A 24401-nucleotide genomic window follows, 5' to 3' on the forward strand; every position below is an offset into this window, starting at 1 on the left:
GAGGGGATGGAGACATCTGGCAGATCCTGTCGCCGAACTACTGCGTCGTCGTGGGTTCTTCGGCCGCTGCCTCTGTCTCGGTGGTGTTGGCCGTCGGTTCTTCTGTGATCGCTTCAGGGTCAGTGCCACCGAACACAAGGAATGCGATGATCACCAGCACAACCGCGACAATGATCGCAATCAGTGCCGGAAAGTGGCGTCGCGCCTGCTTTTCCACGGGCTGTTCGGGGGGATGTGCCATCTTGCCTCCTGATCAAAGCTACTATGGCACAACCCCTGCCAGCAGAACCGGTTCCTTGATCAGGCGGGGTCAGGCACAACCTTGCCGGGGTTCATGATGTTCTTCGGATCAAGCGCCGCCTTAAGCGCACCCATTACTGCCCATGCGGGTCCGTGTTGCTCCTGCATCAATCCGCGTTTGCCGATTCCGATTCCATGCTCACCCGAAACGGTGCCGCCGACCGCGATAGCGCGGCGGGCCATAGCATTTGCGACCTCTTTCGCGCGCGCGAGCTCTTCGGGATTGTCAGGTTCGATCAACAGAAGGGTATGGAAATTGCCGTCCCCAACGTGGCCGACAATATCGCCGAGGATCCCTGCATCTTCCATGTCCCGTGCGGCCGCCGCGACAGCGCCCGGCAATTCCGACATCGGCACACAGATATCCGTGACCACGCCGGTAGCGCCCGGTCGCAGCTTCAAGGTCGCCCAATACGAGGCATGACGCGCCGCCCACAGCTTGCTGCGATCCTCTGGCGAAGTTGCCCATTGAAAGCCCTGCCCGCTGAACTCCTCAGCGATCTCTCCGAAAGCCTTTGCATTGGCGCTGACGGCATCCGGAGAGCCGTTGAATTCGATCATCAGATGCGGTTGCTCCGGGTAGTCGGTGCCGGAATGCAGGTTCACGGCGCGCATGGCTATGGGGTCCAAGAACTCGATCCGCGCCATCGGTATGCCCGACTGCATGGTCATGCTGACACAGCCAACCGCATCCTCCAGCGTCGGAAATGCGCAGACCGCAGCCGCCACATCTTCGGGCTGGCCATGCAGGCGAAGGGTCAGTTCGGTGATGATCCCCAGCGTTCCTTCAGAGCCGACCATCAGCGCCGTCAGATCGTATCCCGCACTGGACTTCGCGGCCTTTGTCCCGGTCCGGATGATGGTGCCGTCCGCCAGCACGACCTCTAGCGCAAGCACGGCGTCGCGCATCGTGCCATAGCGCACCGCCATCGTTCCCGATGCCCGTGTCGCGGCCATCCCGCCAAGGCTGGCATTCGCGCCCGGATCGATGGGAAAGAACAGCCCCGTTGCGCGAAGCTCGGTGTTCAGCGCTTCTCGCGTGACACCGGGTTGAACGACGGCCAGCATATCCTCTGGCGCGATGTCCAGAACCTTGTCCATCCGCATCAGGTCAAGGACCAACCCTCCCGCAACGGCAAGCGCGTGGCCTTCCAGCGACGTTCCGGTGCCCCAGCCGATCACCGGACAGCCATGCCGGTTGCAGATCGCAAGGATGCGGCTGACCTCTTCCGTCGTTTCGGGCCATGCGACCGCGTCGGGTGGCGGGGCACGGTGCCATGTCTCTGATTGACCATGCGCGTCGCGGTCGGCCTTTTTCTGTGACAGCCGATCCCCAATCACATCGCGAATTTCGTCAAAGGCCTGCTGATGGTTGACCATGGGTTCCCCCTTTTGCTTCATGACAACATGGCCCAAGCAGAACCGCCGCGAAAGCCCAAGAAGCAGACAACGACCGGCCATTGGCTGGCCGGCGGCATCTGGCCGTCACGTCTGCACCTTGCGCGCGCGCTTCGCATTATCCGAAAGCGAGGGCCAAGCCAGATTCAGTTCTGGGTTCTGGCGCTGCTGATCGGTATCGGCGCAGGTCTGGCGGCTCTGTTCTTCCGTTATGGTGTTACGGCGCTGATGCGGGCTTTCTACGGCATCGACGATCAGGCACTGACGAATGAAGCTGCCCGGATGCCGTGGTGGTGGCTGGTGCTGGTGCCGACGATTGGCGGGTTGATCGTCGGGCTGATCCTTGATCGTTTCACCGTGGCCGGGCGCGCCGCCACCGTGGCCGATGTGATCGAGGATGCGGCACTGGAAGGCGGGCGCGTCAAGATGGGCGAAGGTGTGGCCTCTGCCACGGCATCGCTTATCACGCTTGGCATGGGTGGGTCGTCGGGCCGTGAAGGGCCGGTGGTGCATCTGGCAGGCGTCCTGTCCACCTGGTTCGCCACCCGTATCAATGCCAGCCCTATCGCGGGGCGAGAGCTTCTGGGCTGCGCGGTGGCAGGTGCCGTCGCCGCCAGCTTCAACGCCCCGATTGCCGGTGCCCTTTTCGCGCATGAGGTGATCCTTCGCCACTTTGCCGCCCATGCCTTCGCGCCTATCGCGATTTCCGCCGTGGCGGGGGCGGTCATCAACCGGCAGGCCTTTGGCGGCGCGACAGAGTTCGCCCTGCCCGGAGAGCCGGGCCTCAGCTTCTACGTCGAACTACCCGCCTTCATGATCCTTGGCATCGTCTCTGCCCTTGTCGCAGCCGCGCTTGTCTGGGCCGTGCTGCGTGCCGATCAAACGGGCAATGCCGTGATGGATCGGACGGGCTGGCCACGCTGGGCGAGGCCGATGGTGGCAGGCGCGCTGCTAGGACTGCTTGCCATTCCCTTTCCGCATATTATCGGCGTCGGATATCAGACAACCTTCGCCGCGCTTCGCGGTGCATTTGGCCTGCAAGAGGTCATCATATTCGCGGTGGCCAAGGTGATCGCCGTTTCCCTGACCCTTGGCGGCAGGATGGGTGGCGGGATATTTTCGCCGGCGCTTGTTCTGGGGGCGCTGACCGGGCTGGCCTTTGGCATGATCGCCACCGCCGCTGTTCCAAGCATGTCGGGCAGCACGACGATCTATGCGATGGCGGGCATGGGCGCGGTCGCCGCCGCAGTGCTTGGGGCGCCGATCTCCACAGCGCTGATCGTGTTCGAGATGACCGGCGATTTTCAGACCGGGATCGCGGTCATGGCCGCCGTGTCAATGTCATCGGCACTGGCGTCGCGTCTGCTGCACAGGTCTTTCTTCCTGACACAGCTGGAACTGCGCGGCGTTCATATTGCCGAAGGGCCGCAGGTCTGGTTGCCGCAGAAAATGCGGATCAACTCTCTGATCCGCTCACTTGACGCGGAAAATGCACCCGCCCCGGATCTGGTGCGAAATCTTGCACTGTCAGGTAGGGCGCTTGTCGATGGCGAGACGCTGGACCGCGCCTTGTCAGAGTTTCGGCGGACCGGCGCGGCATTCCTGCCGATCATCCGCCCGGTCGTGCCGCGCGAGCCCGATGCAATTGGCCCGCCTCCACCGCCGGAGATCATCGGCGCGCTTTATCACGTCGATGCACTTCAGGCGCTGAACCGTGCGCTTGCGGATGCGGCAGCAGAGGAACACGGCTAGGGCGCGACCAGCTGCCCCTGCTCCAGCCTGACAACCCGGTCCATCCGCGCGGCCAGCTCAAGGTTATGCGTCGCAATCAGTGCCGACAGCCCGGTTTCGCGCACAAGCGACATCAGCACGCCGAACACGCGATCCGACGTATCAGGGTCGAGATTGCCCGTCGGCTCATCAGCCAGCAGAAGTGCCGGCTCATTCGCCAATGCGCGGCAAAAGGCGACCCGTTGCTGTTCCCCGCCCGAAAGCTCTGCCGGTCTGTGATCGGCACGGTCTTTCAGCCCGACGCGGTCCAACAACAGTTCCGCACGTTCCTTCGCCTGCTTTTCCGGTATCGCATTCGCCAATTGTGGCAGCACGATATTCTCAGCCGCGCTGAACTCCGGCAAAAGATGGTGGAACTGGTAGATAAAGCCAAGATCACGACGGCGGGCGGTCGTGCGCACCATGTCCCGCTCTCCGGTCAGGTCGGCACCGTTGAGCATGACGGAGCCCGCATCTGGCGTATCCAGCAGCCCGGCAATATGCAAAAGCGTCGATTTGCCCGCGCCAGAGGGCGCGACAAGGGCAACAACCTCACCTTGCCCGACCGTCAGGTTCAGCCCACGCAACACGTCGATCTGGCCGGGTGTGCCCCGGTTATAGGTCTTTTCGATTCCGTCGAGGCGCAGCACATCACTCATAACGAAGGGCCTCCACCGGGTTCATGCGGGCTGCCCTTGCAGCCGGGAAAATGGTGACAAGAAAGCTGAGCACCAGCGACAGCGTGACCGCCTTGCCGATATCAGCGAGGCGCAGCTTGGCGGGCAGCTCATAGATACCGCGCACAGACGGGTCCCATGCGCCACCGCCAGAGAACCAGTTCACCGCCGTCATGATATGATCGACATTCAGCGATACGATGACGCCAAGAACCACGCCCGCAATCGTCCCGATGATCCCGGTGAATGCGCCACACAGGAAAAAGACGCGCAGCACCGCGCGCTCTGTCAGCCCGATCGTGCGCAGGATGCCGATGTCGCGGCCCTTGTTTTTCACCAGCATGATCAGGCCAGAGGTGATGTTCATCGTGGCAATCAGGACCAGGACGGACAGGATGATGAACATCACGTCATCCTCCATATCCAGTGCTTTCAGGAAGCTGGCAGAGCTGTCCTTCCACGTCCACACCTGCGCGCCTTCGCCCGCCGCCTGCATCAGCGGTAGGGTCCAGTCGCTGATCCGGTCAGGATCATCAACGAAGATCTCGATCTCATCAGCGACACCTTCGCGGTTGAAATAGGATTGCGCTTCGGTCAGCGGCATGAAAACGCGGGTGCGGTCGATGTCATAGCGTCCCGCAGTGAAGATATAGACAACCTCATAGGCATTGACGCGGGGGCTGGTGCCGAATGCAGTCTGTGCGCCCTCGGGTGCGATGAGGCGGATGCGGTCGCCGGTGGTGACGCCGAGTTCGCGGGCGATGCCGGAACCGATGGCGATGCCGCGCTCGAAATCGTCGATATTGCCAAGGGCGGTTGATGGGTCGGCGATGCGGGTCATCGCTTTCAGATCGTCCAGCTTGATGCCGAAAACCTCTGCCACATTGGCGGCACCGTTCGAGGTCGCCATGACCTGTCCCTTGACGACCGGGGCCGTGCTGACGACGCCCGGAACATCGGCCAGACGCTGCGCCATTTCGTCGTAATCGCTGATCCGGCCGGGCTGAAGATAGACCTCTTCCGTCAGCTCATTGGTGAAGGTGGTGGGCGACATATAGACAGAGGTATGGGCATTGGCACCAAGCATTGTGTCCACGAATTCGGCGCGGAAGCCGGTGCGGACGGCGAGGGTGACGATCAGCGCGGCCACGCCTAGCGCGATGCCGACAAGGCTGATCCATGTCATCACCGAAACCCCACCTTCGGCGCGGCGGGCGCGGAGATAGCGCCAAGCGATCAGGAATTCGTAGCGCGAGAAGGGCTTTGGGTTGGTGGCAGGGCTTGGCATATGCGGTCCTTTGGTTGGGCGGGAACCTGATCGGAAAGCAGGCAGAGCGCAAGCCGACAATGCCGTGATCGGGGCGTATGTTTTGCGTATGGAATGCGTATATATGCCGTTTATAATCCGTATATGCAGGCAAGGGGCGCTGCCCCTCGGCGCGTGCCGCGCCTCACCCCGAGGTATTTGAACACCAAAGACGGGCACGTCTTGTCCGGGACGGACCGATGCGGCAAGAAGGCGGGCATGGCAAAACCCGTTACCATCTTCACCTGTCAGGAATGCGGCGCGACCCATAAGAAATGGGCCGGACGCTGTGACGCCTGCGGGGCCTGGAACTCGATCGTCGAAGAAGCACCTTTGTCCCAGGGGCCAAGGCGCGGGCTTGGTGCTGTGAAGGGCAAGACCGTGCCTTTGAGCGCATTGTCCACCGAAGAGCCGCCCCCGCCGCGTGCCGAAAGCGGGATGGCGGAGTTTGACCGGGTGCTGGGCGGCGGTCTGGTGCCGGGATCGGCCGTTCTGGTGGGCGGCGATCCGGGTATCGGGAAATCGACCTTGCTGTTACAGGCCGCGGCTGCGTTTGCGACGCGGGGGCAGAGCGCGATCTATATCTCTGGCGAGGAAGCCTCGGCTCAGGTTCGGATGCGGGCGCAGCGGTTGGGGCTGGCAGAGGCGCCTGTCAGGCTGGGCTCAGAGACCGCGCTGCGCGATATTCTGACCACGCTGGATGCCGAGCGGCCCGATCTTGCGGTGATCGATTCCATCCAGACGCTGTGGTCGGACACGGTGGAGGCAGCACCTGGCAGCGTATCGCAGGTTCGGGCCTCTGCCCATGAGTTGGTGACATTTGCCAAGAAGCGCGGCGTGGCGGTGGTGATCGTCGGTCATGTCACCAAGGAGGGACAGATTGCCGGCCCTCGCGTGGTTGAGCATATGGTCGATACGGTTCTGTACTTCGAAGGAGAGCGCGGGCATCAGTTCCGCATTCTGCGCGCCGTGAAAAACCGCTTTGGTCCCGCAGATGAGATCGGTGTCTTTGAAATGACCGGCGGTGGGCTGGCAGAGGTCGCCAACCCCTCTGCCTTGTTTTTGTCGGAACGCGGGCAGCCCAGCCCCGGATCGGCGGTTTTCGCCGGTATCGAGGGCACGCGCCCGGTGCTGACGGAGATACAGGCCCTGGTCGCGCCTTCGACGCTGGCCAGCCCGCGCCGCACGGTCGTTGGCCTGGACAGCGGGCGCGTCAGCACCATCCTTGCCGTGCTGGAGGCGCGTTGCGGGATTCCCTTTGCAGGGCTGGACGTTTTTCTGAATGTCGCGGGCGGAATGCGCGTACAGGAGCCCGCCGCAGACCTTGCGATTGCAGCGGCTTTGCTGAGCGCGCGCGAGGACAGCGCCCTGCCCGCCGACTGTGTCACTTTTGGCGAAATCAGCCTTTCGGGCGCATTGCGCCCGGTCGCTCAGGCGGAAAACAGGTTGAAAGAAGCACAAAAACTTGGTTTTTCACATGCGATCATACCTGCCTCTTCGAAAATCGAGGGGTCGCGGGACATGCGGCTGGACCGGATCGCGGATCTGACAAGCTTTGTCGGAGAGGTTTTCGGTGCCGGCTAAAAAGGGACAGTGCGGCCATAACTGCCGCGAAAAGGTGGATAAATGGACGGCTTTACCATTATCGACGCCGTAGTTGCGGCTGTCATCATCCTGTCGGCGATCCTCGCCTATGCGCGGGGGTTCGTGCGCGAATCACTTGCGATTCTGGGATGGATCGGGGCCGCAGTGCTGGCCTTTATCTTCGCGGGCACGCTGCGGCCGATGATTGCGCAGATCCCGTTTCTGGATCAATTCCTTGGTGAAAGCTGCGAATTGGCGACCATCGCAGCCTTCGCCGTTGCCTTCGCACTGGCGCTTGTGCTGTTTTCGATCATCACCCCTCTGTTTTCGTCGGTGGTCCAGCGTTCGGCGCTTGGCGGTGTCGATCAGGGGATGGGTTTTCTGTTCGGGGTCGCGCGCGGCATCCTGCTGGTTGCGATAGCTTTCATCGTTTACGATCGGATCATGGCCTCTTCTCCGGTGCCGATGGTTGATAATTCGCGCACCGCGAAGGTGCTGGATCGTATGGTCGGCAGGCTGGATTCGGAAATTCCGCAAGATGCACCGGGCTGGATCACCAACCGCTATAACCAGTTGGTTTCTGGCTGCGTGGGCGATGGTATCACCCCCGACGAGGCCACGACGCCGCCTGAAGGTAACGCGCCCGCAGAAACAGAAGCCACACCGGCGACCGAAGCCGCGGCACCTGCCAGCAACTGAAGCTGTGCGCTGCTGCACGCCCGTTCAGGGTGCCGCATTGTCATTTTCCTGTCACGCCCCCTGTCCGGGGGCGTGACTTTTTCGCCCGCAGTCCCTATCTAGGGCAGAGCCCTACCAGCCAGACGAGCCTCTACATGCAGCCATTTCTTGCGCATCCTTTCGACGATGATCGCCTGCATGAGGAGTGCGGCGTTTTCGGCGTGATCGGCGTGACGGAGGCCGCGAATTTCGTGGCGCTCGGCCTGCATGCGCTGCAGCATCGCGGGCAGGAGGCAGGCGGGATCATCAGCCATGATGGCGAACGTGGCTTCAACAGTGCGCATCGGTTCGGCTATGTCCGCGACAATTTCACCAAGCAATCGCTTATGGAAACCTTGCCCGGCCCGCTGGCCATCGGGCATGTGCGCTATTCCACGGCAGGCGCGAAGGCCGCCCACATCCGCGATGTGCAGCCGTTTTTCGGTGAATTCAGCATGGGCGGCTGTGCCGTCGCCCATAACGGCAATATCACCAATGCCGATTCGCTGCGGCGTGAGCTGATCGAGCGGGGCTCGATCTTTCAGTCGAGCAGCGATTCGGAATGTATCATCCATCTGATGGCCCGATCTATCCAGCGGAACATCCCCGAGCGGATGAAGGACGCGCTGCGCCGCGTGGAAGGCGCGTTCAGCGTCATCGCGATGACCCGGACGAAGCTGATCGGCGTGCGCGATGCGCTTGGCGTGCGTCCGCTGGTGATCGGCAAGCTGGGCGATGATGGTTATGCGCTGTCATCGGAGACCTGCGGGCTGGATATTATCGGGGCCGAATTCGTGCGCGAGGTGGAGCCGGGCGAGATGGTCGTGATCTCGAAGGGGAAGATCGAAAGCTCGCGCCCGTTTCAGCAGACATCCAGCCGGTTCTGCATCTTTGAGCATGTCTATTTCAGCCGGCCCGATTCGATTATCGGCGGCCGGTCTGTCTATGAGACGCGCCGCCAGATCGGGGTGGAACTGGCGCGGGAGGCCCCGGTAGAGGCTGATCTGGTCTGCCCCGTGCCCGATTCGGGGACACCAGCGGCGATCGGATATGCGCAGGAATCGGGGATTCCCTATGGGATGGGGATCATCCGCAACCAGTATATGGGGCGCACCTTTATCGAGCCGACAGAGCAGATCCGGAATATGGGTGTGCGCCTGAAGCTGAACGTCAATCGTTCGCTGATCGCGGGTAAGCGGGTGGTGCTGGTCGACGATTCGGTGGTGCGGGGCACCACCAGCCGCAAGATCAAGGACATGATCATCGACGCGGGCGCCAAGGAAGTGCATTTCCGCATCGCCTCGCCACCGACGGCGTGGCCGTGTTTCTATGGCGTCGATACGCCAGAGCGGGAAAAGCTGCTGGCCGCGCAGATGACGCCAGAGGAAATGCGCGAATGGATCGGTGTGGACAGCCTGTCCTTCGTGACGCTGGACGGGTTGTATCGCGCCGCTGGCGAGGCGAAGGGCCGCAACAAGTCCTGCCCGCAATATTGCGATGCCTGCTTTTCGGGCGACTATCCTGTCGCGCCGTTTGACCAGCTGGAACGTGGTTTCAAGATGAAAGACGGCTCTGAAACGGCAGAGATGCAGGCGGCGGAGTAACCGGCCGGGGCTGTCGTCAGGCCTGCCGGGATGTCTGTTCGTCGGCCTTGTCAGCCAGCGATTCGGCGCGCGCCGCCAATTCTGCCATAGCGTCCAGAACATCCGCCGTGCTTGTGCCAGAGGCCGCTGAGCGGGTTCGGGCAAGCTCTCTTTCAGCCGTCAGGGCGCGGTCTTCCATCGCAGAGAGACGGTCTGCCAGCATCAGACCAGCCAGCAAAAGAAGGCGCGGTTCGGGCATACGGCCCGCCTGTTCGACAATCTTTCCGGCCTCTTCATCCAGCAGACCCGCCGCGCGGCGCAGCAAGCGTTCTTCGCCGTCCTGCGCCTGCAGGGTGTATTCCTTGTGGCCAATGGTGAAGGTCACATCCATCTGTCAGCCCTCGCGTTGATCGAATGCCACGATATCGGCAGGTTCCGGGGATACATCTTCGGCATAGGGCGCATCAGAGGCACGCGGCGCACGGGCGATCAGCCCTTCCAGGCCGGTCATGATCTCATCCAGTGCCGCGATTTCGGCCTGCCGCGCGGCCTTGAGCGCATCGAGTTCTGCCCGCAACGCAGATTCGGTGTCTGCGCCGCCCTTTGTCAGGTCGGTATTTGCCTGCGCCAAAGCCTCATTCGCGCGGGCGAGGCGCGCGGCTTCTTCATGCGCTTCGGCAAGGCGGCGCTTCAGGGCCGCGATTTCTGCGCGCAGGGCGTCCAGTTGCTGGTTGTCGGCGGCTTCTGTGCTGTGCGCCTTTGCCTCAGATGCGGGCTGTTCAGCCGCGCGATCCAGTGCAGCGTCGATACGGCCGAAAGCTGCGATCAGGCGCTTCTCACTGTCCGCAAAGCTGGTCATGGGTGATCCCGATAAGAATTTGCATGAAGAATCTTCTTACAGGACCACGCCCGAAAAACAAGAACGGGCGAGGGAATCCCCGCCCGTCCGGTAACAATCGGCACGAGTCCGCAGTTATTTCAGTTCTTGCCGTTCGGCCATCAGGCCCTTCACGATGGCCCAGCAAGCACCAAGCAGAACGATCGTGAACGGGAAGCCCGTGGAAACGGCCATAGCCTGAAGCGCGTCCAGACCACCGGCCAGCAGCAGGGCGATGGCAACCAGACCTTCGACCGTGCACCAGAACACGCGCTGCGGCGCGGGCGAGTTCACCTTGCCGCCCGAGGAGATCGTATCAATCACCAGCGAGCCCGAATCGGACGAGGTGATGAAGAACACGATAACCAGCACGATACCGATGAAGCTGGTGATCTGCGTCCACGGCAGTTGCGACAGCATAACGAACAGCTTCAGTTCAAGCGCCGCATCTGAGATACCGGCAAAGCCTGCCTGCGTGATCGAGATGGCGGTGCCACCGAAGGTGGTCATCCACAGGACCGACACGATGGCCGGAACCAGCAGAACTGCCACCAGGAACTGACGGACCGTCCGGCCACGCGAAACACGCGCGATGAACATGCCGACGAACGGTGACCAGCTGATCCACCATGCCCAGTAGAAGGCCGTCCAGCCGTGGCGGAAGTTGTCATCATCGCGGCCGAAGGGGTTCGACAGCGGGATAAGTTCCTGCGCATAGGCCTTGAGATTGGCGAAGAAAGCGCTGAACACAGCCAGTTTCGGGCCGACAATGATGACGAACAAAAGCAGCAGGAAAGCCAGCACCATGTTCGTTTCGGACAGACGCTTGACGCCTTTTTCAACACCGGTGATGACCGAGATCATCGCCACGGCGGTGATCGCCACAATCAGCAGCACCATCGTGGTGTTTGATGCCGGGATGTCGAACAGGAAGTTCAGACCCGCCGTTGCCTGCTGCGCACCGAAACCGAGCGAGGTTGCCAGACCGAAAATCGTCGCGAAAACCGCGAGGATGTCGATGATGTGACCCGGCCAGCCCCAGATACGGTCGCCAAGGATCGGGTAGAAAACCGAACGCATGGTCAGCGGCAGGCCCTTGTTGAACGAGAACAGCGCCAGTGCCAGTGCAACAATCGCATAGATCGCCCAGGGGTGCAGACCCCAGTGGAAGATGGTCGCAGCCATGCCCAGACGGCGCGCTGCCATTTCGTCACCAGCGGCACCTTGCAGCGGTGCCCAGTCGGTGCGCACGCCATCCTCGACCACCGGACCGGCAAGCGAGGTGTCAAAATGGCTCATCGGTTCTGACACGCCGTAGAACATCAGACCGATGCCCATACCGGCGGCGAACAGCATGGCGAACCAGCTTGCCAGAGAGAAGTCCGGCGTCGCGTCGGGCCCGCCAAGGCGCACGTTGCCAAGCGGCGACACGATCAGCCCGATGCAGAGCAGAACGAAGACGTTCGCAGCGAGCAGGAAGAACCACGCAAGGTTGCCGGTCAGCCAGTCACGCATCCCCTGGAAGAAGGGGTCGAGCTGGTGCTGGAAGATCAGCGATGCCAGTGTGATTGCGATGATGCAAAGTGCCGAGATGGTGAAAACCGGCTTGTGGATATCGAACTCCAGCGTGAAGGAGTGAGCAAGGTTATCCTGTCCGATCTCATAATCGGTTTCGATAACCTCAGTCGCTCCTTCCGGGGCGGGCAGCGGTTCAGCCTCTGGCGTGTCTTCGGGACGCCCGTCCAGAATGGGTTCTTCATAGGCAGGATCACCCGGTCTTCCGGGATGATTCTGATGTGGGTCGGTGGGATCTGTCATTGATACCCTTTCAATTTTTTTCTTATTTCCGGTGCTGTTTTTGAGGGCGCTGCTTATGTCACGAACACGTTATGAATTCCACCCCATCGCAGGATTCTTCGGGAAACCGTGACATTTGCGGATGAATTCTCACCTGTTGACGGCCCGTGAAAGCGGTGCTCAAACCATCAGGAGCAACAGGAAGGCGGGCATCTCATGGGCAGAAAACGGCGCAGTTTTGTCGTCCTCGGGCTGGGCAGTTTCGGCAGCGTTGTCGCCAAGGCTTTGGCAGGCTTCGATAATCAGGTTCTTGGGATCGACATCAGCGAAAAGCGCGTCGGCGATCTGGCCGATATGCTGAGCAATGTCGCGATCCTTGATGCAACCGATGAAGCCGCCCTGCGCGAGGCCGGCGCGGCGAGTTATGACGTTGCGTTAGTTTCGATGGGTGACAATCTTGAGGCCAGCATTTTGACCGTGATGAACCTGCGCCTGATCGGAGTGGGAGAGATCTGGGTCAAGGCCGACAACCGCACCCATCACCGTATCCTGTCGAAGATGGGCGTTGACCGGGTTCTGCTGCCCGATATCGAGATGGGGCGGCATACGGCACAGATGCTGAACAACCCGGCGGTGCAGGATTATGTGGCGCTTGGAAATGGCTACAACGTGGTCAATCTGCGGGTGCCGGAAGGGCTGGCCGGTACGCAGATGGCGCAGCTGGATCTTGGCCCAGAGGTGCGCAATCTGGGCATGATGCGCGGCACGGAATACCATGAGGTGCGGCCCGATACTGTGCTGGACGCGGGGGACCGGCTGCTGCTGCTGGGTCAGAAGCCCGAACTGACGGCGTTCAGCGGCAAGCTGTGAGCAGCTCTTCCCCATCGCTGGGCCAGTTGATCGCACGGCGGGCAAGGCGGACCCCGCCGCCTGCTGTGCTGGCGGGGCTGTATCTGGCGCTTGTCCTTGTGGGCACGGCCCTGCTGTCGATGCCATTTGCCACGACGCAGCCTGTCAGTCTGATGGATGCGCTTTTCACCTCGACCTCTGCCGTGACGGTGACGGGCTTGTCAGTGGTGGATGTCGCGACGGGGCTGACCTTTTGGGGGCAGGTCGTGCTGATCGTGCTGGTCCAGCTTGGCGGGTTGGGGCTGATGAGCTTTGCGGTGCTGGTGCTGTCAGCGCTTGGCCTGCCGATCGGCATCCGCCAGCAGACCTATCTGCGAGAGGATCTGAACCAGACATCTTTCAGCAGCCTGACGAAGATGGTGGGTATCATCCTGCGCGTGGTGCTGCTGGCCGAGGGGATCGGGGCGATTGTGCTAACGGCGATATTCGTGCCCTATCACGGCTTCGCAGCGGGGTTGTGGCATGGCGTCTTCCATTCGGTTTCCGCCTTTAACAATGCTGGTTTTTCAACCTTTCCAGATGGGCTGGTGCCCTATGCAACCCATCCGGTCATCAACCTTGTCGTGCCGGCGTTGTTTATCACCGGGGGGCTTGGCTATGTCGTTCTGTCTGATATTCGACGCCGCAAGTTCTGGACGGGCTGGGGGCTGCATACACGGCTGATGGTCGTAGGCAGTCTTGCCCTGATCGCAATCAGCGTAAGTCTGGTCGCCATCATGGAATGGAACAACGCGGCGACGCTGGCGCAATATCCCTCTGCCGCCGAGCGGATGGCGGTTGCGTGGTTTCAGGGCGTGACCCCGCGGACGGCGGGCTTTGCGACTACGGATATGGCGGGCCTGCACGATTCCACGGCGCTGCTGTTCATGGCGCTGATGGTGATCGGGGGCGGGCCGACTTCTACCGCCGGGGGGATCAAGGTCACGACAGTGATGGTCATGTTCCTTGCGACACTGGCCTTTTTCCGGCGGCGGACAGAAATCTGGGCCTTTGGCCGGTCCATCGGGCTGGATGAGGTTTTGAAGGTCATGGCGCTGATTGCGATTGCCGCGGTACTGAATTTTGCTGGAATTTTTCTGCTGACCGCCACGCATGATGGGGACTTCCTGAACGCCAGCTTCGAAATCGCCAGTGCCTTCGGCAATGCCGGGCTGACGCGGGATTATACCGACGATCTCAGCGGTTTCGGGCGGATCACGGTCATGGTGATGATGTTCCTTGGCCGCGTCGGGCCGCTGACGCTTGGCTTTTTCCTTGCTACGCGTACCACGCCGCGCGTTCGCTACCCTGAAGGGCAGGTCCATCTTGGCTGATCCGAAAGCGCGGCCTATAAGCGGCTGGCAATGAAGGGATATGCGATGCGCAAGGCAGAGATCAGCCGCAAGACAGCCGAGACAGAGATAGAGGTCAGCGTGAACCTTGACGGGACGGGTGTCTATGACAACCAGACCGGCGTCGGCTTTTTCGATCATATGCTGGACCAGCTTTCGCGTCATTCGCTGATCGACCTGACGGTCAGGGCGAAGGGCGACCTGCATATCGACGATCACCACACGGTTGAAGATTGTGGCATTGCCATCGGGCAGGCTCTGGTGAAGGCGCTTGGCGACAAGAAGGGCATCCGGCGCTACGGGTCGTTCCTTCTGGCGATGGACGATGCGCTTGTGCGGTCGGCACTGGATCTGTCGGGGCGACCTTACCTGGTGTGGAATGTTGAATTTCCGACGCAGAAGATCGGCTCGTTTGATACCGAACTGGTGCGAGAGTTCTTCCAGGCGCTGTCCACGCATGGCGGCATCACACTGCATGTCGACGCGCTGCACGGGATCAACAGCCACCACATTGCAGAGGCCGCATTCAAATCCGTCGCCCGCGCGCTGCGTGAAGCGGTGGAGGCCGATCCGCGCAGTGACGCCCTGCCCTCGACCAAGGGTGCGCTGTGATGCGGGTTGCGCTTGTCGATTACGACAGCGGGAACCTTCATTCGGCTGAGAAAGCCTTTGCGGTGATGGGGCGGCAGATAGGGGCAGAGGTTGTCGTGACCTCGGACCCTGATCTGGTGTCGAACGCCGACCGGATCGTGCTGCCGGGTGATGGTGCCTTTCCGGCCTGCAAGGCGGCGCTTGAAGCCGTGCCGGGCATGGTCGAGGCGCTGCGCGAAGCGGTCGAGGTTCGCGCCGTCCCCTTCATGGGGATCTGCGTGGGGATGCAGATGCTGGCCGATATCGGGCATGAGTACCGCGATACAGCGGGGCTTGGCTGGATCGGCGGTCAGATTGATGCGATCCGGCCTGCAGATACCTCGCTGAAGGTGCCGCATATGGGCTGGAACGATCTGCGGCTGCGCGCGCCTCATCCGGTGCTGGAGGGGATTAGCGACGGCGATCACGCCTATTTCGTTCATAGCTGGCAGTTCCATCCGTCCGATCCCACGCATCTGTTGGCGGATGTCGATTATGGCGGGCCGGTCACGGCGATTGTGGGTCGCGACAATATCGTCGGCACCCAATTCCACCCCGAAAAATCGCAGGCGGTGGGGCTGCGCATCATCGCGAATTTCCTGAACTGGAAACCTTGAACCAAGAAGGACGGCCCAATGGGCCGCCCTTTTCGATTTATTTGCAAGTCAGCTTACTGCAGCCGCGCCCAGTTCTGCTTCTTGCAGATCAGGCCGCCGGCGACACAGCCCGACAGCGCCATCGAGTTGCCGCTGACGGTTGCCTTGCCGCTGTAGATCTTGTTGTCGGCGGGGCGCAGGACCTGGCCTTTGTAGCTGCCGCCACCCTGCGGGACCATGTCGATCACGATCTGCTTGCCCTTGTTGGGCGAATCGAATTCAGCCTTATCCTTGAAGGTGCGTGTGATGGTGCCGCAATAGGCGTTGCCGCAGGGACCGATCTGGACATAAGCGAAGGCGCCCTCATCCGGCTGTGTCTGCCAGAGTCCCTCGATCGGGTCGGCGGATGCTGCTGTGGCGATCAGGCCGAATGCGGCGGCGAGTGCGAATTTCTTCATGGTCTCCTCCCAAAAAGATCAATTGGCGGAATGAGAGGGCAGCGAGGTGATTCACGCAAGAATGACGTGGGGTCGCAAGCGCGCTTGACGCTGCTTCCGCTTTGCCAAACCCTCGCCGTCTTGCCCAAGGACCGCCCCTGTGGCAAAGCCGGTCAGAAGCCAGCCGGAGCAAGACATGATCCTTTATCCCGCCATCGACCTGAAGGACGGCAACTGCGTGCGCCTGCTGCGCGGCGATATGGATGCGGCGACGGTTTTCGGCTCTGACCCCGCAGCGCAGGCCAGGGCGTTTCAGGAAGCGGGCGCGGAATGGCTGCATCTGGTCGATCTGAACGGCGCATTCGCAGGCCAGCCGGTCAATGCAGAGGCGGTGGAAGCCATCCTTGCCGCGACAACCATACCTGCGCAGCTTGGCGGCGGTATCCGCGACATGGCCACGATTGAGATGTGGCTGTCCAAGGGGCTGAAACGGGTGATCCTCGGGACGGTCGCGGTCGAAAACCCCGATCTGGTCCGGCAGGCCGCAAAGGCATTTCCGGACCGCGTGGCGGTGGGTATCGACGCGCGCAAGGGTTATGTTGCAACCAAGGGCTGGGCCGAGGAAACAGAAGTTCAGGCCACCGAACTTGCCCGCAGCTTCGAAGATGCCGGCGTTGCGGCCATCATCTATACCGACATTGACCGCGACGGCGCGATGGGCGGCCCGAATATCGAGGCGACCGAGGCCCTGGCGCGGTCGGTTTCGATTCCCGTGATTGCATCGGGCGGGGTCTCGTCCATGGCGGACCTGACGGCGCTGCGCGATACCGGGGTGATCGCCGGTGCGATTTCTGGTCGGGCGCTTTATGATGGTGCGCTTGATCTGCAGGCGGCGCTTTATGCGCTGAAGGGCTGAGCGAGGGGGCATATGCTGGTCGATCCGAACCATCCGTTCTTTCGCAAGGCTTGGGTGCGTATCCTTTGCGTGGTCTTTCCCTTCGCTTGGGCCATTGTGGAGCTGATGGGCGACAATCTGTTATGGGCGCTGCTGTTCGCGGCGGCAGGCGCAGTCCTGCTTCACGCGCTGATCATACGCGGGCCCGACAAGCACTAGCCCTTCCCACCTGCCATGACCGAGGCTATCTGTAACTCATGCTGAAGACGCGCATCATTCCCTGTCTGGACGTTGCCGATGGCCGTGTGGTCAAGGGTGTGAACTTTGTCGACCTGATCGACGCAGGCGATCCGGTTGAGGCTGCAAAGGCCTATGACGCCGCTGGCGCGGATGAGATCTGCTTTCTGGATATTCACGCCACGCATGAAAATCGCGGCACGATGTTCGACGTTGTGACCCGAACGGCAGAGCAATGCTTTGTTCCGCTGACAGTCGGTGGCGGCGTCCGGACGCATCAGGATGTACGGGCGCTGCTGCTTGCGGGGGCGGACAAGGTGTCGTTCAACTCTGCCGCAGTGGCCAACCCGGATGTGATCGCAGAGGCGGCGGATCGTTTTGGTTCACAATGCATCGTCTGCGCGATTGACGCGAAGACCGTCGCGCCCGGCAAGTGGGAGATATTCACGCATGGCGGGCGGCGGGAAACCGGGATCGACGCCGTGGAATTTGCCCGAACGGTCGCAGCGAAGGGCGCGGGTGAAATCCTGCTGACATCGATGGATCGTGACGGAACGAAATCGGGATTTAACGTGGCCCTGACGCGCGCGGTGGCCGATGCGGTGGATGTACCCGTCATCGCCTCGGGCGGGGTCGGAAGGCTGGAACATCTGGTCGAAGGCGTGACAGAGGGCCATGCGAGCGCGTTGCTGGCTGCCTCTATCTTCCATTTCGGCACCTTCACCGTGGGAGAGGCGAAGGCGCATCTGTCGGCCGCCGGCATTCCAGTGAGGTTGACATGAGTTATGACGCATTCGCACGGCTGGATGAAACCATCGCCAGCCGCAAAGACGCCGATCCGCAGACAAGCTGGACGGCAAAGCTGCTGTCCAAGGGCCCAGAAAAATGCGCCGAAAAATTCGGTGAAGAAGCGGTTGAGGCGATTATCGAGGCCGTGAAGGGCGACCGCGATAAACTGACGTCCGAAGCGGCGGATGCCCTCTATCACCTTGCAGTCATGCTTGCGGCGCGTGGCCTTACGCTGGCCGATGTCGGCACAGAACTGGCCCGGCGAGAGCATCAGTCCGGCATTGATGAAAAGGCCAGCCGCGGCTGATTGCCTGTCCCTGCGCCCTAGCCTGACGCTTCAGCATTTATCCGCCGTACATACGCACCAGTGCCGCCGCCGCATCGCCTTTGCATTCCTCATATGTCCCCAACATGGAACTGGCGACATCACTCGCCGAGCCGACTGGATAAATATCGACTGTCCCGGCACCGTTACGGGCGTTGGGTTGATATTCCAGTGCAAGCAGTTCGAAATCCGGCACCGCGACATCGCTGATGCATGACACGGCAACCATTGAGGTCTGCACGCCTTCGCTGCCGCGCCCATACATATTCGGGCTGACGATGCTGTCGATCGAACAGGTGCCGGGATAGTTGAACAAAAACTCCCTGCGGCCCCGGTCGCCTGTCAGTATTATCGCATCGGGAAGGGCGCTGACGCTGTCTGAAACAGCCGCGTCACACACCCCCGCCGATCCGAAATAGCGGCTGTCGAGATAAGCAAGCTCATCCGCAAAGGCAGGAAGGGCTGCAAGTAAGACGGGCGAAGCGCAGGCGAAAAGTCGCAAAAACCTACTCATTAACACAACTCCTTGTATAAAGACGGCGTTTGCCGTCATATTGTTGAGATAAGCGGTGACGAAATCATCACGGAAATAACAGGCAAAGTGGCCAATTTACTTTTCCTTACCCTGCGTTCCTTGGTATAAGCCGCCCAAATCGCGCCGTGCGCAAGACGCGGGTTACACAAGGCAGAGGATTCTCATGACCGCATTCGGCAAATCCGGCAAGAACCACGAGAGCGACGTCGCTTTCATTGAGTCGCTGGCCGAACTTTTGAACAGCAGCGAACTGGCAGAACTGTCGGTAAAACGCGAATATGGCGAACATGACCGGCTGACAATCAGCCTGTCCAAACACGGCAAGCAGGTTGTGGCCGCCGCCCCCGCCCCCGCCTATACGGCGCAGCCGGCACCACAGGCTGCAGCAGCAGCCCCGCAAAGCCCGGCCACCCCGACCACGGCACCGGGTGCAACGGGCGGCGATCCGGCTGATCTGCCGGGTGCCATCACCTCACCCATGGTGGGCACGGCCTATCTGTCGGCGGAACCCGGCGCGGCACCCTTTGTCACGATCGGCCAGCAGGTCAGCGAGGGGGACACCCTGCTGATCGTCGAGGCAATGAAGACGATGAACCACATTCCCTCGCCGAAATCCGGCACGGTGAAGCGCATCCTCGTCGATGACGGAACGCCGGTCGAATATGGCGCGCCCCTCATGGTCGTGGAATGAGGCCGGGATGTTCGACAAGATCCTGATTGCCAATCGCGGCGAGATCGCGCTGCGCGTGATCCGCGCGGCGCGGGAGATGGGCATTCAGTCCGTCGCCGTCCACTCGGCCGCCGATACCAACGCAATGCATGTGCGCATGGCGGACGAATCGGTCTGTATCGGGCCGAACCAGTCATCGGAAAGCTATCTGAACCCGGCAGCGATTATTGCGGCATGCGAAATCACCGGGGCACAGGCGGTTCATCCCGGCTATGGTTTTCTGTCGGAAAACGCCGCTTTCGCGCAGATGCTGGACGATCACGACATCACCTTTATCGGCCCGAAGGCGGAACATATTCGCATCATGGGCGACAAGATCACCGCCAAGGAAACCGCGAAGGAGCTGGGCATCCCGGTCGTTCCCGGCTCTGAAGGTGGGGTGAACGACGTCGATGACGCCAAGCGGGTCGCGGCAGAAATCGGCTATCCGGTCATCATCAAGGCCACAGCCGGTGGCGGCGGTCGCGGCATGAAGGTTGCGTCTGACGAAAAGGGGCTGGAGGTCGCTTTCCGCACCGCCCGTTCCGAAGCCAAGGCCGCATTCGGCAACCCGGACGTCTATATCGAAAAGTATCTGCAAAAGCCGCGTCATATCGAGATTCAGGTCTTCGGCGACGGCAAGGGCAATGCGGTTTATCTGGGCGAGCGTGACTGTTCGCTGCAGCGGCGTCACCAGAAGGTGCTGGAAGAGGCGCCCGGCCCTTCGATCTCTGCCGAAGAGCGGGAGAGGATCGGCACGATCTGCGCGGATGCGATGAAGAAGCTGGGATATATCGGCGCGGGCACCATCGAGTTCCTCTATGAAGACGGTGAGTTCTATTTCATCGAGATGAACACACGCCTTCAGGTCGAGCATCCGGTAACAGAGGCGATTTACGGCGTTGACCTGGTCCGGGAACAGATCCGCGTCGCGGCAGGTGAACCGATGGAGCTGGTGCAGGACGATCTGGCCATCAACGGCCATTCGATCGAGGTTCGCATCAACGCCGAGAAGCTGCCGAATTTCAGCCCCTCGCCCGGCAAGATCACCCAGTTTCACGCGCCGGGCGGTCTGGGTGTGCGGATGGATAGTGCGATCTATGACGGCTATGTCATACCGCCCTATTACGACAGCCTGATCGGTAAGCTGATCGTGCATGGCCGCGACCGGCCAGAGGCGCTTGCGCGCCTGAACCGGGCGCTGTCGGAATTGATCATTGACGGTGTCGACAACACGACCCCGCTGTTCCACGCACTTTTGCAAGAGCCTGATATCCAGACCGGCAATTACTCGATCCACTGGCTGGAACGCTGGCTGAGCGAGAACGCGCCAGCTTGATCACGCCAAGCGACATGCTGTGGGGATATGCAAATGGCATCTTCCCCATGGCATCCTCGGCAGACGACCCTGCACTTCATTGGTGCGAACCGTCAGAGCGGGGCATATTGCCGATCGGGGGTGTGCATATCTCACGCTCCATGCGACGGCATCTGCGGCAGAGCGGGTGGCGGGCGAAGCTGAACGGCGAATTTTCTGCCGTGGTCAGCGCCTGCGCCAATCGCGACGAAACATGGATCAATGGCGAGTTGTTCAGACTTTACGGGGCACTGCACGATATGGGTCGTGCGCATTCCCTTGAAGTCCGGCTCGGTCGGGAACTTGTCGGTGGGGTTTTCGGCCTGACCATCGGCGGGGCATTTTTCGGCGAAAGCATGTTTTCCGCGCAGAAGAACGGCTCCAAGGCTGCGCTGATCTGGTTGTCAGCACATCTGGAGGCCTGCGGCTTTACCCTGTTCGACACCCAATACCCTACGCCGCACCTTACCAGCATGGGCGGCAAGGTCATTCCCCGTGTGGTCTATCTTCGGCGGCTATCCCGGGCGATCCGGGTGGACGCGGATATCAGGTCGCGCCCCCTTCCGCCTGCTCACGCGCTCTGGCAGCCCAGAACCCAAACGTCGTAGCGCGCATCGTCCAGCGATGACAAAGCCGGTGAGGATGCGACCATCCAGCCGTCAAACAGTGTCGCGCCGCTGTTGCGGTCGGTGATGACCATCTGCGCATAGGCGTCAGAGTTCGGGTCATCGGTCGGATAGCGGCATTCGCCAAGCCGCACGGTCAGCCTGCCAACCTCTGCCGCCTCTCCGGGTGCGAGTTGGAGGTCACGGATATCGCTTGAGACCTTATCAAGGGCGCGCAGAATCGCGCCATTCCCACGGGTCGTCTGGATACCGTCCTGCGACAGAGCAGGAAAGCTGATGCTGACAGCCATCAGTGCGGCCGCGATAGTCGGTTTCATTCTGTGTCACTCGCTTGCGAATCGACGAATTTCATCATCAGCGACAAAAGGCTGACAGCGCCCTGCACATCCTCGATCTCGTCGCCGGGCGCAAGGTTATCGGGGCTGCCGCCCGGCTGAAGTTCAAGATAAGCGCCTCCCAGCAGGCCATCCGATTGAATGATCGCGGCGGAATCAGCGGGCAGGACGACACCGTCACGAAGGCGAAGTTGCGCTTCTGCCAGATAGGTTTCCGGGTTCAGCGAAATCTCCGTGACCCGTCCGACCGGCACGCCAGCCATTCGGATCTCTGATCCCTTCTCGATCCCTTCGACATTGGGAAATGCGGCCATCAGATCATAGCCGCCGCCCGGCATCAGCCGCGGACCGGCTGCGAGGATCAGGAAACCTGCCGCAACCGCCAGCACCAGACCGCCGGCGATGAACTCTGCCCGGCTGTCATCGCTCATGTCAGGCTCATTGATCGGGTTGCCACGCGTCGTAATCGCTGCGCGGCGCAGGGTCGGCGCGGTAGACAGAAGATTGCGGCCGGTAAGCCTGCGGCGTGCCGGTCATGTTCATCTGGCTGGGCAATTCCCATGCGCGACGCTGGAACGGTTCCTTGGTTGGCGGTTCCTTGAAGGTGTGATGCAGCCAGCCATGCCATTCGACGGGCACGCGACTTGCTTCGGATTCGCCGTTATAGATCACCCAGCGGCGATTACCCTTCTTGGATTGGTAATAGACATTACCCTGATCGTCTTCCCCGACCTTCTCGCCATAAAGCGCAGTCCAGACCTGCGTGTTCAGGGTCTGCCCCCGCCACCAGGTCAGAATACGATCAACGATCCACATGGGCGAACTCCTTCGGGTCTCTTGCCTTGTCTATGCCGCAAACCGAGGGATTGGTCCAGTAGCGGCGGAACTGTGATAAGATTGATGCGTTGCGACTCGGGGGTTGACGATGCGTTATTATCAAGGCCGTCTGCTGGACCATATCCATTTGCGAGTGCGCAATTTCAATGCGTCGCGCGAATTCTATCAGGCCGTTCTGGATGCTCTGGGCCGCACCGACTGCACCGGCTTTGGCCGCGACTGGATGGAATGTGACGAGCTTTTTATCGAAGAAGTTACGCCCGGTGAGCAGGTAAGCCAGGTCCATTTGGCCTTTCAGGCGCCGGACAAAGCCAGCGTCGAACGCTTCCACGAAGCCGCCATTGCGGCTGGCGGGCGCGACAATGGTCCGCCCGGCGGACGCGACTATCACCCAGGCTATTTCGCCGCCTATGTGCTGGATCCAGATGGCAACAATATCGAGGCCAAGTTTGATGAGCGCGTTTCGCGCCGGTCAGCCCAAGGTATCGAAATTGACATAAATTAGTTCTAGCTCAGGTCGGCGCCCAGTCCGGTCATCAGTGCGACGAAATCCGGAAAAGAGGTGGCGATGGCGGATGCGTCATCAATCGTGACGGCCGACTCGGCTGCAAGACCGGCAATCAGGAACGACATGGCGATCCGGTGATCCAGATGGGTTTCCACCGCTGCACCGCCCCCCTGAATGCCGCCCGTGCCGTGCACGGTCATGCTGTCCGGGGTTTCAGACACGTCAACGCCATTGGCGCGCAGCCCCTTTGCCATCGCGTCGATACGGTCGGATTCCTTCACGCGCAGCTCTGCCACGCCATTCATCACCGTATCGCCCGTGGCCATTGCAGCGACCACCGACAGAATCGGGAACTCATCGATCATGGATGCCGCGCGTTCCGCAGGCACGCTTACCCCGGTCAGAGTGGAATGCCGCACGATCAGGTCAGCGACGGGCTCTCCACCCTCTTCACGGTCATTCTCCCATGTCAGATCGGCACCCATCTCTGCCAGCGTCACATACAACCCGTCGCGCGTCGGATTGCGGCTGATACCGTCCACCCGGATCTCCGAGCCCGGTACGATCAAGGCCGCTGCCACCGGGAAAGCGGCAGACGAGGGGTCACGCGGAACGGCGACCTGTTGCGCCTTCAACTCTGGCTGTCCGGTCAGGGTGATAACCCGGCCTTCCTGCGTGTTTTCGGTCGTGATCGTCGCGCCGAAACCCGCCAGCATCCGTTCAGAGTGATCGCGCGTTGGCTCCGCCTCGATCACAACGGTCTGTCCCGGTGCGTTCAGCCCGGCCAGCAGCACGGCCGATTTAATCTGCGCGGATGCAACAGGGGTGCGATAGGTGACAGGAACGGCGTCCTCTGCCCCCTTGATCGTCACGGGCAACAAGCCACCTTCACGCGCCGTGATCTCTGCCCCGAACAGGCTTATCGGATCGGTGATGCGCCCCATTGGCCGCTTCGAAAGGCTGGCATCGCCGGTAAATGTCGCGGTGATGGGTGTGGTGGCCATCGCGCCCATGATCAGCCGCACACCCGTACCGGAATTGCCGCAATCAATCACGCCCGCAGGCTCGGCAAAGCCGCCCACGCCGACGCCGTCAACGGTCCACTCACCCGGGCCGAGCCGCTCGACAGTCGCGCCGAAAGCCTGCATGGCTTTCGCCGTGTCCAGCACGTCCTGCCCTTCAAGCAAGCCCGTGATATGAGTTCGCCCGACGGCCAACGCACCAAGGATCAGCGCACGATGGCTGATCGACTTGTCACCCGGTATCGCCGCCGCGCCCCTCAACGGGTTTCCGGGACGCGAACTCATGGGCGTGGCGGGACCGTGGGACATTGTGG

29 protein-coding genes are annotated in these 24401 nt (G+C 61.3%); 16 read left to right on the forward strand and 13 right to left on the reverse strand.

Annotation, left to right across the window (positions count from 1 at the left end):
* Nucleotides 1-37: 37 nt before the first annotated feature.
* On the reverse strand, nt 38-241 hold the full coding sequence (locus tag PAF20_RS12340; RefSeq protein WP_271070929.1) for a hypothetical protein: 204 nt from the start codon (nt 239-241) through the stop codon (nt 38-40).
* Between the two features lie 59 nt (nt 242-300).
* Nucleotides 301-1680 (reverse strand): FAD-binding oxidoreductase, encoded by a 1380-nt coding sequence (locus tag PAF20_RS12345; RefSeq protein ID WP_271070930.1) that lies wholly within the window; start codon nt 1678-1680, stop codon nt 301-303.
* Nucleotides 1681-1707: 27 nt separating this feature from the next.
* Here PAF20_RS12345 and PAF20_RS12350 point away from each other — a divergent pair, with 27 nt between their 5' ends.
* Nucleotides 1708-3450: a chloride channel protein gene (locus PAF20_RS12350; RefSeq protein ID WP_271070931.1), complete on the forward strand. Its 1743-nt coding sequence runs from the start codon at nt 1708-1710 to the stop codon at nt 3448-3450.
* Here the strand turns inward: PAF20_RS12350 and PAF20_RS12355 are convergent.
* Nucleotides 3447-4127: an ABC transporter ATP-binding protein gene (locus PAF20_RS12355; RefSeq protein WP_271070932.1), complete on the reverse strand. Its 681-nt coding sequence runs from the start codon at nt 4125-4127 to the stop codon at nt 3447-3449. The two genes, PAF20_RS12350 and PAF20_RS12355, sit on opposite strands and share 4 nt — an antisense overlap.
* Nucleotides 4120-5433 (reverse strand): lipoprotein-releasing ABC transporter permease subunit, encoded by a 1314-nt coding sequence (locus PAF20_RS12360; RefSeq protein ID WP_271070933.1) that lies wholly within the window; start codon nt 5431-5433, stop codon nt 4120-4122. Before PAF20_RS12360 ends, PAF20_RS12355 begins: the two co-directional genes overlap by 8 nt.
* Before the next feature lie 237 nt (nt 5434-5670).
* Between PAF20_RS12360 and radA the strand changes: the two genes are divergently transcribed.
* From radA to purF, 3 genes are all read left to right on the forward strand, one after another.
* Nucleotides 5671-7035: a DNA repair protein RadA gene (radA, locus tag PAF20_RS12365; protein WP_271070934.1), complete on the forward strand. Its 1365-nt coding sequence runs from the start codon at nt 5671-5673 to the stop codon at nt 7033-7035.
* A 42-nt stretch (nt 7036-7077) separates the two neighbouring features.
* Nucleotides 7078-7734, forward strand: coding sequence for a CvpA family protein (locus PAF20_RS12370; protein ID WP_271070935.1), 657 nt, complete (start codon nt 7078-7080; stop codon nt 7732-7734).
* Between the two features lie 134 nt (nt 7735-7868).
* On the forward strand, nt 7869-9356 hold the full coding sequence (purF, locus tag PAF20_RS12375) for an amidophosphoribosyltransferase (RefSeq protein WP_271070936.1): 1488 nt from the start codon (nt 7869-7871) through the stop codon (nt 9354-9356).
* 16 nt (nt 9357-9372) lie between these two features.
* Here the strand turns inward: purF and zapA are convergent, their stop codons facing one another.
* From zapA to PAF20_RS12390, 3 genes are all read right to left on the reverse strand, one after another.
* On the reverse strand, nt 9373-9726 hold the full coding sequence (gene zapA / locus PAF20_RS12380) for a cell division protein ZapA (protein ID WP_271070937.1): 354 nt from the start codon (nt 9724-9726) through the stop codon (nt 9373-9375).
* A gap of 3 nt (nt 9727-9729) precedes the next feature.
* Nucleotides 9730-10194 carry a hypothetical protein gene (locus PAF20_RS12385; RefSeq protein ID WP_271070938.1) on the reverse strand — a complete coding sequence of 155 codons (465 nt, stop codon included), beginning with the start codon at nt 10192-10194 and terminating at the stop codon, nt 9730-9732.
* Between the two features lie 114 nt (nt 10195-10308).
* Nucleotides 10309-12030 (reverse strand): BCCT family transporter, encoded by a 1722-nt coding sequence (locus tag PAF20_RS12390; protein WP_271070939.1) that lies wholly within the window; start codon nt 12028-12030, stop codon nt 10309-10311.
* 195 nt (nt 12031-12225) lie between these two features.
* Between PAF20_RS12390 and PAF20_RS12395 the strand changes: the two genes are divergently transcribed.
* From PAF20_RS12395 to hisH, 4 genes are read left to right on the forward strand one after another with little or no spacing between them, the layout of a single operon-like run.
* Nucleotides 12226-12879, forward strand: a complete 654-nt coding sequence (locus PAF20_RS12395) for a potassium channel family protein (RefSeq protein WP_271070940.1) — start codon at nt 12226-12228, stop codon at nt 12877-12879.
* Nucleotides 12876-14231, forward strand: a complete 1356-nt coding sequence (locus tag PAF20_RS12400) for a TrkH family potassium uptake protein (RefSeq protein ID WP_271070941.1) — start codon at nt 12876-12878, stop codon at nt 14229-14231. The genes PAF20_RS12395 and PAF20_RS12400 overlap by 4 nt, the downstream gene beginning before the upstream one ends.
* Before the next feature lie 45 nt (nt 14232-14276).
* Complete coding sequence (gene hisB, locus PAF20_RS12405; protein ID WP_271073326.1) at nt 14277-14861, forward strand: imidazoleglycerol-phosphate dehydratase HisB; 585 nt, start codon at nt 14277-14279, stop codon at nt 14859-14861.
* Complete coding sequence (gene hisH, locus PAF20_RS12410; RefSeq protein ID WP_271070942.1) at nt 14861-15496, forward strand: imidazole glycerol phosphate synthase subunit HisH; 636 nt, start codon at nt 14861-14863, stop codon at nt 15494-15496. Before hisB ends, hisH begins: the two co-directional genes overlap by 1 nt.
* A gap of 53 nt (nt 15497-15549) precedes the next feature.
* Here hisH and PAF20_RS12415 read toward each other — a convergent pair whose 3' ends face one another.
* Nucleotides 15550-15933, reverse strand: coding sequence for a DUF2147 domain-containing protein (locus PAF20_RS12415; protein WP_271070943.1), 384 nt, complete (start codon nt 15931-15933; stop codon nt 15550-15552).
* Nucleotides 15934-16108: 175 nt separating this feature from the next.
* Between PAF20_RS12415 and hisA the strand changes: the two genes are divergently transcribed.
* From hisA to PAF20_RS12435, 4 genes are read left to right on the forward strand one after another with little or no spacing between them, the layout of a single operon-like run.
* Nucleotides 16109-16828, forward strand: coding sequence for a 1-(5-phosphoribosyl)-5-[(5-phosphoribosylamino)methylideneamino]imidazole-4-carboxamide isomerase (hisA, locus tag PAF20_RS12420; RefSeq protein WP_271070944.1), 720 nt, complete (start codon nt 16109-16111; stop codon nt 16826-16828).
* Between the two features lie 12 nt (nt 16829-16840).
* The gene (locus tag PAF20_RS12425; protein WP_271070945.1) at nt 16841-17026 is read left to right on the forward strand and encodes a hypothetical protein; all 186 of its coding nucleotides are present in this window, start codon (nt 16841-16843) and stop codon (nt 17024-17026) included.
* A 38-nt stretch (nt 17027-17064) separates the two neighbouring features.
* Nucleotides 17065-17826: an imidazole glycerol phosphate synthase subunit HisF gene (hisF, locus tag PAF20_RS12430; RefSeq protein WP_271070946.1), complete on the forward strand. Its 762-nt coding sequence runs from the start codon at nt 17065-17067 to the stop codon at nt 17824-17826.
* Nucleotides 17823-18140, forward strand: a complete 318-nt coding sequence (locus PAF20_RS12435) for a phosphoribosyl-ATP diphosphatase (RefSeq protein ID WP_271070947.1) — start codon at nt 17823-17825, stop codon at nt 18138-18140. The genes hisF and PAF20_RS12435 overlap by 4 nt, the downstream gene beginning before the upstream one ends.
* 37 nt (nt 18141-18177) lie before the next feature.
* Here the strand turns inward: PAF20_RS12435 and PAF20_RS12440 are convergent, their stop codons facing one another.
* Nucleotides 18178-18672 carry a hypothetical protein gene (locus tag PAF20_RS12440; protein ID WP_271070948.1) on the reverse strand — a complete coding sequence of 165 codons (495 nt, stop codon included), beginning with the start codon at nt 18670-18672 and terminating at the stop codon, nt 18178-18180.
* 184 nt (nt 18673-18856) lie between these two features.
* On the opposite strand from PAF20_RS12440, the gene accB reads away from it, so the two are divergent.
* The 3 genes from accB to aat are packed head-to-tail and all read left to right on the forward strand — an operon-like array spanning nt 18857 to nt 21367.
* Nucleotides 18857-19384, forward strand: coding sequence for an acetyl-CoA carboxylase biotin carboxyl carrier protein (gene accB, locus PAF20_RS12445; protein ID WP_271070949.1), 528 nt, complete (start codon nt 18857-18859; stop codon nt 19382-19384).
* Nucleotides 19385-19391: 7 nt separating this feature from the next.
* The gene (gene accC, locus PAF20_RS12450; protein ID WP_271073327.1) at nt 19392-20741 is read left to right on the forward strand and encodes an acetyl-CoA carboxylase biotin carboxylase subunit; all 1350 of its coding nucleotides are present in this window, start codon (nt 19392-19394) and stop codon (nt 20739-20741) included.
* Complete coding sequence (gene aat, locus PAF20_RS12455) at nt 20738-21367, forward strand: leucyl/phenylalanyl-tRNA--protein transferase (RefSeq protein WP_491899791.1); 630 nt, start codon at nt 20738-20740, stop codon at nt 21365-21367. Before accC ends, aat begins: the two co-directional genes overlap by 4 nt.
* On the opposite strand, the gene PAF20_RS12460 is transcribed toward aat, so the two are convergent.
* Genes PAF20_RS12460 through PAF20_RS12470 form a run of 3 tightly spaced genes read right to left on the reverse strand, consistent with a single transcriptional unit; the run spans nt 21331 to nt 22536 of the window.
* Complete coding sequence (locus tag PAF20_RS12460) at nt 21331-21702, reverse strand: DUF2155 domain-containing protein (protein WP_271070950.1); 372 nt, start codon at nt 21700-21702, stop codon at nt 21331-21333. The two genes, aat and PAF20_RS12460, sit on opposite strands and share 37 nt — an antisense overlap.
* Nucleotides 21699-22151: an outer membrane lipid asymmetry maintenance protein MlaD gene (gene mlaD / locus PAF20_RS12465; protein WP_271070951.1), complete on the reverse strand. Its 453-nt coding sequence runs from the start codon at nt 22149-22151 to the stop codon at nt 21699-21701. Before mlaD ends, PAF20_RS12460 begins: the two co-directional genes overlap by 4 nt.
* 7 nt (nt 22152-22158) lie before the next feature.
* Complete coding sequence (locus PAF20_RS12470) at nt 22159-22536, reverse strand: NADH:ubiquinone oxidoreductase subunit NDUFA12 (RefSeq protein WP_271070952.1); 378 nt, start codon at nt 22534-22536, stop codon at nt 22159-22161.
* A 109-nt stretch (nt 22537-22645) separates the two neighbouring features.
* On the opposite strand from PAF20_RS12470, the gene PAF20_RS12475 reads away from it, so the two are divergent.
* The gene (locus PAF20_RS12475; RefSeq protein ID WP_271070953.1) at nt 22646-23062 is read left to right on the forward strand and encodes a VOC family protein; all 417 of its coding nucleotides are present in this window, start codon (nt 22646-22648) and stop codon (nt 23060-23062) included.
* Nucleotides 23063-23064: 2 nt separating this feature from the next.
* Here the strand turns inward: PAF20_RS12475 and aroA are convergent, their stop codons facing one another.
* The gene (gene aroA, locus PAF20_RS12480; protein ID WP_271070954.1) at nt 23065-24396 is read right to left on the reverse strand and encodes a 3-phosphoshikimate 1-carboxyvinyltransferase; all 1332 of its coding nucleotides are present in this window, start codon (nt 24394-24396) and stop codon (nt 23065-23067) included.
* Nucleotides 24397-24401: the final 5 nt, after the last annotated feature.

The sequence above is a fragment of the Paracoccus albus genome, from assembly GCF_027913035.1.
Lineage (GTDB): Bacteria > Pseudomonadota > Alphaproteobacteria > Rhodobacterales > Rhodobacteraceae > Paracoccus > Paracoccus albus.

What these genes read in the sequence shown, in the direction of transcription:
- PAF20_RS12395 (WP_271070940.1), top strand. Translation starts at nt 12,226, where the DNA reads ATGGGCAGAAAACGGCGCAGTTTTGTCGTCCTCGGGCTGGGCAGTTTC.
- hisB (WP_271073326.1), top strand. Translation starts at nt 14,277, where the DNA reads ATGCGCAAGGCAGAGATCAGCCGCAAGACAGCCGAGACAGAGATAGAG.
- PAF20_RS12435 (WP_271070947.1), top strand. Translation starts at nt 17,823, where the DNA reads ATGAGTTATGACGCATTCGCACGGCTGGATGAAACCATCGCCAGCCGC.
- hisF (WP_271070946.1), top strand. Translation starts at nt 17,065, where the DNA reads ATGCTGAAGACGCGCATCATTCCCTGTCTGGACGTTGCCGATGGCCGT.
- zapA (WP_271070937.1), bottom strand. Translation starts at nt 9,726, where the DNA reads ATGGATGTGACCTTCACCATTGGCCACAAGGAATACACCCTGCAGGCG.
- PAF20_RS12360 (WP_271070933.1), bottom strand. Translation starts at nt 5,433, where the DNA reads ATGCCAAGCCCTGCCACCAACCCAAAGCCCTTCTCGCGCTACGAATTC.
- PAF20_RS12425 (WP_271070945.1), top strand. Translation starts at nt 16,841, where the DNA reads ATGCTGGTCGATCCGAACCATCCGTTCTTTCGCAAGGCTTGGGTGCGT.
- accB (WP_271070949.1), top strand. Translation starts at nt 18,857, where the DNA reads ATGACCGCATTCGGCAAATCCGGCAAGAACCACGAGAGCGACGTCGCT.
- PAF20_RS12470 (WP_271070952.1), bottom strand. Translation starts at nt 22,536, where the DNA reads ATGTGGATCGTTGATCGTATTCTGACCTGGTGGCGGGGGCAGACCCTG.
- aroA (WP_271070954.1), bottom strand. Translation starts at nt 24,396, where the DNA reads ATGTCCCACGGTCCCGCCACGCCCATGAGTTCGCGTCCCGGAAACCCG.
- PAF20_RS12390 (WP_271070939.1), bottom strand. Translation starts at nt 12,030, where the DNA reads ATGACAGATCCCACCGACCCACATCAGAATCATCCCGGAAGACCGGGT.
- hisA (WP_271070944.1), top strand. Translation starts at nt 16,109, where the DNA reads ATGATCCTTTATCCCGCCATCGACCTGAAGGACGGCAACTGCGTGCGC.
- PAF20_RS12355 (WP_271070932.1), bottom strand. Translation starts at nt 4,127, where the DNA reads ATGAGTGATGTGCTGCGCCTCGACGGAATCGAAAAGACCTATAACCGG.
- PAF20_RS12340 (WP_271070929.1), bottom strand. Translation starts at nt 241, where the DNA reads ATGGCACATCCCCCCGAACAGCCCGTGGAAAAGCAGGCGCGACGCCAC.
- PAF20_RS12345 (WP_271070930.1), bottom strand. Translation starts at nt 1,680, where the DNA reads ATGGTCAACCATCAGCAGGCCTTTGACGAAATTCGCGATGTGATTGGG.
- PAF20_RS12350 (WP_271070931.1), top strand. Translation starts at nt 1,708, where the DNA reads ATGGCCCAAGCAGAACCGCCGCGAAAGCCCAAGAAGCAGACAACGACC.
- PAF20_RS12440 (WP_271070948.1), bottom strand. Translation starts at nt 18,672, where the DNA reads ATGAGTAGGTTTTTGCGACTTTTCGCCTGCGCTTCGCCCGTCTTACTT.
- PAF20_RS12370 (WP_271070935.1), top strand. Translation starts at nt 7,078, where the DNA reads ATGGACGGCTTTACCATTATCGACGCCGTAGTTGCGGCTGTCATCATC.
- PAF20_RS12415 (WP_271070943.1), bottom strand. Translation starts at nt 15,933, where the DNA reads ATGAAGAAATTCGCACTCGCCGCCGCATTCGGCCTGATCGCCACAGCA.
- accC (WP_271073327.1), top strand. Translation starts at nt 19,392, where the DNA reads ATGTTCGACAAGATCCTGATTGCCAATCGCGGCGAGATCGCGCTGCGC.
- PAF20_RS12385 (WP_271070938.1), bottom strand. Translation starts at nt 10,194, where the DNA reads ATGACCAGCTTTGCGGACAGTGAGAAGCGCCTGATCGCAGCTTTCGGC.
- purF (WP_271070936.1), top strand. Translation starts at nt 7,869, where the DNA reads ATGCAGCCATTTCTTGCGCATCCTTTCGACGATGATCGCCTGCATGAG.
- hisH (WP_271070942.1), top strand. Translation starts at nt 14,861, where the DNA reads ATGCGGGTTGCGCTTGTCGATTACGACAGCGGGAACCTTCATTCGGCT.
- mlaD (WP_271070951.1), bottom strand. Translation starts at nt 22,151, where the DNA reads ATGAGCGATGACAGCCGGGCAGAGTTCATCGCCGGCGGTCTGGTGCTG.
- PAF20_RS12475 (WP_271070953.1), top strand. Translation starts at nt 22,646, where the DNA reads ATGCGTTATTATCAAGGCCGTCTGCTGGACCATATCCATTTGCGAGTG.
- radA (WP_271070934.1), top strand. Translation starts at nt 5,671, where the DNA reads ATGGCAAAACCCGTTACCATCTTCACCTGTCAGGAATGCGGCGCGACC.
- PAF20_RS12460 (WP_271070950.1), bottom strand. Translation starts at nt 21,702, where the DNA reads ATGAAACCGACTATCGCGGCCGCACTGATGGCTGTCAGCATCAGCTTT.